The organism is Candidatus Aciduliprofundum sp. HYA1 (assembly GCF_056175085.1).
On the sequence record NZ_CM149694.1, the window covers coordinates 525262 to 534526 of the forward strand.

At 47.1% G+C, this 9265-nt stretch carries 10 protein-coding genes; 7 read left to right on the top strand and 3 right to left on the bottom strand.

Going from position 1 to position 9265, the window contains the following annotated elements:
- Positions 1 to 21: 21 nt before the first annotated feature.
- Positions 22 to 1074, bottom strand: coding sequence for a PAS domain S-box protein (locus AC0S1O_RS03010; protein WP_475394282.1), 1053 nt, complete (start codon positions 1072 to 1074; stop codon positions 22 to 24).
- A 96-nt stretch (positions 1075 to 1170) separates the two neighbouring features.
- Here AC0S1O_RS03010 and AC0S1O_RS03015 point away from each other — a divergent pair, with 96 nt between their 5' ends.
- A complete protein-coding gene (locus tag AC0S1O_RS03015; protein WP_475394283.1) occupies positions 1171 to 1383 on the top strand; it encodes a hypothetical protein in 213 nt (70 codons plus the stop codon).
- Here the strand turns inward: AC0S1O_RS03015 and AC0S1O_RS03020 are convergent.
- The gene (locus AC0S1O_RS03020) at positions 1367 to 1531 is read right to left on the bottom strand and encodes a hypothetical protein (protein ID WP_475394284.1); all 165 of its coding nucleotides are present in this window, start codon (positions 1529 to 1531) and stop codon (positions 1367 to 1369) included. The two genes, AC0S1O_RS03015 and AC0S1O_RS03020, sit on opposite strands and share 17 nt — an antisense overlap.
- 135 nt (positions 1532 to 1666) lie before the next feature.
- Between AC0S1O_RS03020 and AC0S1O_RS03025 the strand changes: the two genes are divergently transcribed.
- From AC0S1O_RS03025 to AC0S1O_RS03050, 6 genes are all read left to right on the top strand, one after another.
- Positions 1667 to 3802 (top strand): acetate--CoA ligase family protein, encoded by a 2136-nt coding sequence (locus tag AC0S1O_RS03025; protein WP_475394285.1) that lies wholly within the window; start codon positions 1667 to 1669, stop codon positions 3800 to 3802.
- Positions 3803 to 3872: 70 nt separating this feature from the next.
- Entirely contained in the window at positions 3873 to 5267 is a 1395-nt protein-coding gene (locus tag AC0S1O_RS03030) for an acetate--CoA ligase family protein (protein ID WP_475394286.1), read from the top strand.
- Positions 5264 to 5869, top strand: a complete 606-nt coding sequence (locus AC0S1O_RS03035) for an acetate--CoA ligase family protein (protein WP_475394287.1) — start codon at positions 5264 to 5266, stop codon at positions 5867 to 5869. Before AC0S1O_RS03030 ends, AC0S1O_RS03035 begins: the two co-directional genes overlap by 4 nt.
- 29 nt (positions 5870 to 5898) lie before the next feature.
- Positions 5899 to 6714 carry an alpha/beta hydrolase gene (locus tag AC0S1O_RS03040; RefSeq protein WP_475394288.1) on the top strand — a complete coding sequence of 272 codons (816 nt, stop codon included), beginning with the start codon at positions 5899 to 5901 and terminating at the stop codon, positions 6712 to 6714.
- Positions 6715 to 6732: 18 nt separating this feature from the next.
- On the top strand, positions 6733 to 7443 hold the full coding sequence (locus AC0S1O_RS03045; protein ID WP_475394289.1) for a metallophosphoesterase: 711 nt from the start codon (positions 6733 to 6735) through the stop codon (positions 7441 to 7443).
- Between the two features lie 20 nt (positions 7444 to 7463).
- On the top strand, positions 7464 to 7745 hold the full coding sequence (locus AC0S1O_RS03050) for a hypothetical protein (RefSeq protein WP_475394290.1): 282 nt from the start codon (positions 7464 to 7466) through the stop codon (positions 7743 to 7745).
- On the opposite strand, the gene AC0S1O_RS03055 is transcribed toward AC0S1O_RS03050, so the two are convergent.
- Positions 7704 to 9239, bottom strand: coding sequence for a site-2 protease family protein (locus AC0S1O_RS03055; protein ID WP_475394291.1), 1536 nt, complete (start codon positions 9237 to 9239; stop codon positions 7704 to 7706). The two genes, AC0S1O_RS03050 and AC0S1O_RS03055, sit on opposite strands and share 42 nt — an antisense overlap.
- Between the last annotated feature and the right edge of the window lie 26 nt (positions 9240 to 9265).

The window sequence follows — 9265 nt, forward strand, 5'->3', positions numbered from 1 at the left end:
CATACCCATTAAAATTTTCCCTTAGAGATCCCTGAGGAATTTACGCAGATGCTCGCTCTTCTCCCACCGCTCATCTATTTTGGAGGTTATATTCTCTATTTTTTCAATCTGCTCCATTATCTTCCTTTTGGTGCTTTCATCCTCAACCATGCCCTCGGCTATGCCCATTATCACAGCAAGCGGGTTTCTTATGCCATCCACGAGCATTGCAAAACTCTCTATATTCTTTTCAAGTTCCCTGTATGCCATTGAGCGAATTCTTTCAAGGCGTCTGTCATATACGGCGATTGCGAGGTTATCCGCTATGATCTTGAGAACCTTCTCGTTCTCCCTCTCTATGACCTCATCACCAAGTTTTGAAAGGATAATTAGACCCAGGAATCTTTCCTCAAGCCTCAGGGGTAAAAATATGTAGGACTCATCCCCCATTCTGCGGGTCCAGAGATCCTCCTCCCTCAGAAAATCTTCCACGGGGTATCTTTCTTCGAATTTCCAGTTCGCGCCGTACATACTCTTCGTTGTAAGCATGCTATCCTCCTTCAGGAGGATCCATGCAGCATTGAAATTCTCATTTTCAGCGATTATTTTTACGGCTCCCCTGAGAACGTTGTCCAGATCCTTCTCTCTCAGAATGAGCAAATCTAAATTCACCAATGTATCGAGAAAGGCGGCGTGCCTCTCCAGAGCCTCGAGCATCTTCATGCCTATTTCCTTGATCACGGTGATGTCCCTTGCAAAGTGCAGGATTCTCCTGCCCTCCCCTGGAATTTCCATGGGGAAAACTTCCACGATGAAATCCCCTATTATGGTCTCCATCTCATTTGCACAGGGCTTCCATTTCTTCATTTTCATCTCTTCAAATGGACACCCCTCCGGCGGAGAATCCGTGTTGTGGAAAACATGGTAGCATTTTTTGCCCACAACCTCCTCCCTACTCTTTCCCAAAAGTTTGAGCGTTGTTTCATTTGCCTCAAGAATTGTATGATCCTCGTCGAGAATTATGATTGATTCGGGTGAATGGTTGAAAAGATAATCCCACTTCAGTTTCCACAGATCATCCGGCTTGGCAGGCATTATCATGGTATGTCTTCATTTTATTTTAAACCTTTCAAATGTTAAGCACGCCAAAATGAAGGATAGTATTAAGTAGTATTAATCCCATTCCTAATTATGTTCGCGGACCCGCATTCCTGGTGCATCCTTGCACTCCTTGTTTTGATAGGCATAGTTCTCTTGGGTAAAGTGATACTGAAGATAGCCCTTTGGATAATAATCATACTGGTTGTGCTCATCGTCATAGGCGGGGGTGTGGCCCTTGTGTTCAATATATTGAGCTCTTTGAGCATAATGCAGGTTTTCCCTCAACTTACTGGGGCTTTTTAGGCCTGGAGCATATGGCCTGCTCGTCCCCGTCGAAAAACACCTCTCTATCTGGATATTTTTTGGCGAGTTCCATCATGATCTCGTACAACTCGCCAACGGTGATCTCGGGATGCTCCGAGAGTCTAAGATGAACTATTTTTTCCTCCATTCAATTATGAAAATATTTTGCCCTATTTATACTTAACTCAAACCTCGCAACGAAAGTTAAATTGCAAATAGACGGATGACGAAGTGCAAATTTATTATGTTTAAATGCAATCCCGGAAAAAAGGAGGTAATCAAAATGGAAAATTTAGACCAGATATTCAAGCCAAAAAGTATAGCAATCGTCGGAGCAAGCAGGGATCCGAAGGCCATAGGGCATCAATGCGTCAAGAATCTCATAGATTCTGGATATGAGGGTAAGATATATCCTGTGAATCCCAAGGCCGATGAGGTTGAAGGCCTCAAGTGCTATCACAGTGTAACTGAGATACCCGATGAGGTTGATATTGCCCTCATAGTTGTACCTGCAAAGTACGTTCCTGCAGTTACGGAGGAGTGCGGAAAGAAGGGAGTAAAGGGCCTTGTCATCATCGCTTCCGGATTCAGTGAGGTTGGACGTGAGGACCTTGAAAGGGAGGTTGTGGAAATAGCACACAAGTACGGAATGCGCATTCTGGGCCCCAACGTTGTGGGTATAATGAACAATCCTCTGAAGATGAATGCATCCTTTGGCCCGTATCTCCCGTATCCCGGAAAGGCCGCCATGATCTCACAGAGCGGTGCGTTGCTCATAGCCATGGATGCCCGTACCTGGGTGGACAAGGTGGGCATATCCCATATGATAAGCATTGGAAACATGGCAGATCTGGATTTTGGAGATCTCATTGAGTATTTCAACAAGGATGAGGATACAAATGTGATATCGCTCTACGTAGAGGGCGTTAAGGATGGACGCAAGTTCCTAAATGCTGCCAAGAACTCCAAGAAGCCGATAATCGCGCTCAAGGCCGGAACCTCAAAGAGGGGTGCGGCTGCCGCCGCGTCCCACACCGGGAGCCTTGCGGGAAGCACCAAGATTTACGAGGCAGCATTCAAGCAGGGACATATCGTATGGGCCGAGAACCTCAACGCACTGTTTGACGAGACCATGGCCCTGGCCCTTCAGTCTCCCATGCGTGGGGACAACCTTCTCATAATAACAAACGGTGGAGGAGTGGGGGTCCTCGCCACAGATGCCGCCGAGAGATACGGAGTGCCCATAAAGGACGCTCCTGATGATCTCAAATTGCTGATGTTCAAGCACATGCCTGAGTTTGGCAATCCAAAGAACCCTGTTGACCTCACAGGTATGGCAGACAGACCCCAGTACGAGGGTTCAATAAGGGATGCCCTCAAGCACGACTGGGTTGATGGTGTTGTTGTTCTCTACTGCGAGACATCCTTCACTGACCCCATGAACATAGCGGAGGGTATTTACAAGGCCTACAAGGATAGTGGAGCCAACAAGCCCATAGCCGTGAGCTTTGTGGGTGGAGAGCGCAGTGTCAAGGCTGGAGAGTGGCTGATAGAGCATGGAATACCCTATTACGATAGCCCCCATGCAGCCGTGCGTGCCCTTGCTGCCCTGAGAACGTACGGTAGGTATCTTGAGAAAGCCTCAAAGGAATTCGTGCCCTACGAGGTTGACAGGCAGAAGGTTGAGGCCATCATAGGGAAGGCAAAGGCCTGTGGAAGATCCCTGCTCACGGAGCCCGAGGCCAAGGAGGTATTCGCCGCCTATGGCCTACCTGTGCCAAAGGGCAAGATGGCCAAGAACGTGGAAGACGCGGTGAAGATTGCCAGAGCGGTCGAATATCCTGTGGTTATGAAGATTGTCTCGCCCGACATCGTGCACAAGAGCGATGCTGGCGGAGTGAAGGTTAACATAAAGAGCGATGAGGAGGTTCGCAGGGCCTTTGAGGAGATAATAGAGAACGCGCAGCGCTACGATCCCCGCGCAGAGATTCTTGGCGTGTACGTGCAGCATATGGAGCCCTGGGGTACGGAGACAATAATAGGAAGTGTAAACGATGCCCAGTTCGGACCAACTGTTATGTTTGGACTTGGAGGCATATTCGTGGAGATCCTCAAGGATGTGACATTCCGTATCGCGCCCTTCAGCAAGGACGAGGCCCTGGATATGGTGAAGGAGATCAAGGGTTATGGCATACTCCGCGGTGCCAGGGGAGAGAAGCCCAGGGATATTGAGGCGATAGCAGACGCGGTTAGTCGTCTTTCCCAACTGGTCTGGGATTTCAGGGACTACATAAAGGAGGTGGATGCCAATCCTGTGATCGTTTATGAGAAGGGCCTCAGCGTGGTAGATGCAAGGATAATCCTCAAGACGGAGAAAAGCACGAAGGTGACACCCAAGCCCCTTGATAAGTGCGCTTAAGCGCATTTTTTTATTTTATTGTTATCTCTTCTCAGGCAATCTATTTAATTTCCTTCGCCATTCCCTTTTTATGTTTGAGAAACTCATAGCCCCGGAGAGCATAGCAGTCATAGGTGCATCCCACAATCCAAAGAAAATTGGCTACGTGGTTCTTGAGAATTTGAAAAACAATGGGTATGCTGGTAGGGTTTACCCCGTGAATCCAAAGGGTGGCGAAATCCTGGGCTTCAGGGTTTACAAGGATGTGGATTCCCTGCCCGAGGATGTTGATCTGAGTGTTATAACACTTCCCGCCGAACTCACTGTGAATATTTTTGAATCCGTTGCAAAGAAATCAAGGTTCATAATACCAATTGCCGGTGGATTTGGCGAAACCGGGCCCAGGGGTAAGGAAATGGAGAGAAAGATTCTGGAGGATGCAAGGAGACACAATGCCAGAATCATAGGGCCCAATACCGTGGGCATATATGTTCCAAGCACGGGGGTGAACACAGCCCTTGTTGTGCCCGAGCGCTCAAGATTTCCCAAGGATGGGGATATAGCCTTCATAACACAAAGCGGAGCACTGGGACTTTTGACCATGGATTCCTTTTCAATGTACGATGTTGGATTCCGCGCATTCATAAATCTGGGCAACAGGGTGGATGTTAACGAGAATGAACTCCTGGAGTATTTTGGTGGGGATGAGCAAAGCAGGGTTGTTATTCTTTACATTGAGAGTTTCCGCGATGGGAGAGAATTCATGCGCATCGCAAGGAAGGTTAGCAAACACAAGCCCATAGTTGTGCTCAAGGCTGGAAGAACAAAGCGTGGAGGCAGAGCTGCGAGTTTGCACACCGGAGCTCTGGGAGGCAGCGATGCCGTTGCCGATGGTGCCTTCAAGCAATGCGGAGTTATCCGCGCATACGATGAAGTTGAACTGGTTGATTATGCCCGTGCCCTCGCCTATGGAAAACCCATAAGAGGAGAGAGAATAGCCGTTGTCACCTCTGCCGGTGGTGTTGGAGTCGTTACCACTGATTACATTGAGAGCGAGGTTCGTGGCATAGGTATGAAAATGGCCGAATTGAGCGAGGAGACTAAGCGTAGAATAAAGGAGGAGGTTGTGCCCTTCGCTTCCGTGGAGAATCCTGTGGATATGACGGCACAGGCAAGCGATGATGACTACGATGGTGTGCTTGCCGCCTTGAACGAGGATCCGAATGTGGATGCCATCCTTGTTTACGCCCTTTTCCAAACCCCGCTGATAAGCGAGAAACTCGTGGATATAATCACAAAATGGCACAGGGAGGGAAAGAAGCCCATTGTTGTGGGCACAATCGGGAGCGAATTTGCCCTGAATATGTTTCGGAAGTTTGAGAAGAATCGCGTTCCCGTGTTTATGGGCATAGAGCGCAGTGTGAAGGCTTTGAAGGTCCTTCATGAAAGGGCCAGAATTCTGGATTATCTGGAGGGAGAAGAATGAATGAGTATGATGCCAAGATTATGCTGAAGAAGTATGGAATAAAGGTGCCCAATGGTACCCTTGTGGAAAGATTGGAGGACTTGGAAGAATTGAATTTGGAATATCCCCTTGTCGCCAAGGTTGCAAGCGAAAGAATCCTCCACAAGACCGATGTGGGTGGTGTGATTTTAAACATTGGCAGCGGAGAGGAATTGAAAAATGCTGTGAAAAATCTTATGGAAAAATTCCATGCCCCGGTGCTCGTGGAGGAAATGCTATCGGGTGGTATCGAGGTCATAGTTGGTGTTACTAGGGATCCTTCCTTTGGGCATGCCATAATGTTCGGTCTTGGAGGGATATTCACAGAGATTCTCAGGGATGTTACATTTAGGGTCATTCCCATATCCCGCAGGGATGCAGAGATGATGCTCTCGGAGCTCAGGGGAAGAAAAATACTTGAAGGATACAGGGGAATGAGGGTAAACAGGGAGGCCATCATTGATTTACTTCTCAGAATTTCAAAACTCGTGGAAGAGAACCCAGATATTGAGGGCATTGACCTGAATCCCGTGCTTGCAAGGGAGAGCGATTGTGTTGTGCTGGATGCCAAGATAATACGATAAATTTAAGAGCATGTGTGAGATGCTCTATCATGCGAGAGATTAGAGTGGATGGCCTTTACGGCAGGTACTATCCCGGGGAGAAAGGAACCATAGTTATGCTCCACGGCCTCCTATCCTCCATGGGCGAATTTTATGATTATCCCGAGAAATTCAACGCCGCCGGCTATGCGGTTCTCATAATTGATTTTGAAGGCCATGGAAAAAGTTCAGGAAAGAGGGGATATGAGAGCATTGAGAAGAATATAAAAAACCTGGAAAAATGGATTGAGTATCTGGGGAATGAGAATCTGCTGAAAAGTCCTTTGATCATAATGGGTCACAGTTTGGGAGCAGCCACAACAATATATGCACTTACCCGGGGAATTGGCGATGTGGGTGTGGCCATAGCCCCTCCCTCCTCAATAAGGGAGGAATTGAGTGTTGGGGAGAGAATAGGATTGCCCTTGATTTATGCGATTGGAAAACTTGTGGAGAAGATAACAGGCAGGGATTATTACATAAATTATCGTGTTGACTATTCCTCTTTATTTACCGATGAGAAATTGGCCGATAGGGCCAAGAAATTAAATTACCTGGAAAACAAGCTCTGGATTGGCTCCTACAAACCTCTTATGTCCATGGACACCATCGCTCAGGTGAGAAGGGTTCACAGGCCCTGCATGGTGGTTATTCCCTCAGAGGATAGGGTCGTAAAGCCTGAAAACGAGAGGAGGGTGTACGATGCACTTTCCGGTCCAAAGGAACTGTATGTTGCCCAGGGATACGGGCATTCAATAATGCTTGCAGACAGGGGCGATGTATTTGAGAGAATTTTAAAATTCATAGAGATGCAAAGAAATAAATAATTCGGGATATTGAAGTGTGTGGAAGAGATAAATCTGGGGGATATCACCCTTACGAGGTACTTCATGCTCTACCTTGAAGATTACGAGACCGCGGTTATGGCGGATTTTCATCTTGGCTATGAGGATGTGATGGCCCAGAAGGGAGTTTTTCTTCCGAAATTGCAGTATCCCTACATCATTGACCTGCTCGAAAAAATTTTTGAAAGGTACGACCCCAGGAGTTTTATCATAGATGGTGATTTAAAGCACGAATTCTCCAGGAACATGCCCCAGGAATGGAGAGAGATTGAGAGTGTCGTTGATTTCATCAGGGATAGAAGTAAACTGACAGTGGTTAGAGGGAACCACGATAATTTTCTGAGAAACATACTCAAGCGTCGGGAAGTACCGCTGGTGGATTCTCTTATTCTTGGGAACTATGTTTTTGCCCACGGCCACAGGCATCTGGATGTACCGGAGGGGAAAACCCTCATAATGGGACATGAGCATCCATCCATAACCCTGAGGGACGAGGTTTATGCATCTGCCAAGTATCCCTGTTTTCTCTTAGCAAGTGGATTGATTGTTTTGCCCGCAGCGAGCCTTTACGCCTATGGGACGGATATAACGAGGAATGATTACATATCGCCCATACTCAAACACGCACATCCTGATTTTGAAATATTTGCCATAGATGAGAGTGAAGGCCTTGTTGCCCTTGGAAAAATGCACGGTGAAAAACTTATTTAGTGAAAAAACATAGGGGGCCTATGAAATACTCCATAGCCTCAAGGTGCATTTACTATCGCGATGGTATGTGTTATTTTCTCGCCTCGGACCCTCATCCCTGCACCCTTTGCTTCAACTTTGCCTCTGCCGATCCAAAATTGAAGAGGGAACTGAAAATTGATAAGCCGGTGATAACCTTTTACGATCTTGTTATGAGTGATTCCCGTTACAGGGCCCTTTTCCCCAGTTCCGGGACATCCGTTCAGATGAGTCTTGGCTCCCTATATCCTGGGTCCAACAAACTGCCAGATGATGAGGATTAAAACCATAAAACTGAAAAACGTTGTTATGGCATCCCCCATTTTCTTCGGATTTTTTAATTTCAATTTCTCGCAGATGTATGTTATAAAGTCCCTGAACACATACCCTCCGTCCAAAGGCACCGCAGGGAGGAGATTGGTCATTCCCAGCATGAGATTGAGCCAGAATATCCAGTATAGGGAGTTTACCAGTATCCAGAATCCTGGAAAAGGTGTGCTGAATAAATGCTGAAGGTTCTGGGGAAACGGCATGAGTCCCATAAATGGCAGTGCTATGTAGGCCATGGTGGCCCTGAAGAAATCGTTTGGGTTTCTCACATCTGCGTATGGGTTTCCTATCAGGTTTTTGAGGTACTGGGAATCACCAAGCCCTATGCCAAGATATCCGGCGTTGATTCCCAGGAATCCCTTGCCCCGATACCATGGTTTGTTGAGTTGAGGTGCGTATTTCTCAAAGTAGGTGTACTTGTCAGCGAGCACAACAGTCACATTCATCCACCTATCTGGGGGTTTGAACATACTTATATGCACAGGCACTCCACTGCGCGTTTTATTGAGAATCTTGAAAAACTCCTGCTCGTTTTTCACAACACTACCATTTATTGAATAGAATATCCATCCGGGTCTTATGCCAGAATCGTAGGCGGGATATCCCTTGAGGGCAGAGATCACAACCACCCCACTGTAAACGCTAACATTCTCAATTTTTCCGTTGTAAATTTCAACGCTGACCTTTTTTCCGGGGGTGGGGGCATTTACGTTGATGAAATCCTGGATGCTGTTTATGGGTGTGCCATTTATTTTCAGAATTACTGTTCCCACGGGAAGAGCATTGAAATTGGGATTATCCTCAAAATTTGAAGCCACGTAAAATGCGTTGTATTTTGGTGTTATTCCCCCCACCAGGAGTGCAATTACCACTATTAGCACAGCGGCCAGAATTATGTTGGATGTGGGTCCAGCTGCGAAAACTCTCATTCTCTTCCTCTTGGAAGTTTTCATAAGTTGTTCCTCGTCCGGTTCCACGAAGGCCCCTATGGGTATTACGAACAGAAGAACACCAATGGATTTTAATTTTAGTTTCTGGGCTGCCACAAGAAATCCGTGGGAGAACTCGTGGATAACTATGGCAACAATTAGCCCCAGTATTCCGTACCAAAGGGGAATCACAGGGTTTATACCGGGTATGCCCAGGGCCTTTAGGGGTGATGGGGCCTCAGATGGGGGAATCGTTGTAACGAGGAAGGCCTGCCACAGAACCAGAAGAAATACGGCCACCATGATGATGAGGGAGAGTCCAACCCCAAAATTCCCGTAATAAATCCAGAATTTTGATTTTGCGAGTTTTTTAATTGTTCCAAGTCCCCTTTTTGTCTTGAGCATGAGGGCTGGTCCGTAGAGTGATAGTGGACCCTTGATCTTCCCATACCTGTAAAGTGCGTAGAGCCCAAGAATCCAGGCTACTATGAGGGTAAGTGCAAGGAACCAGCCGTTCATCGGCATAGCATGAACTCCTCGTATTT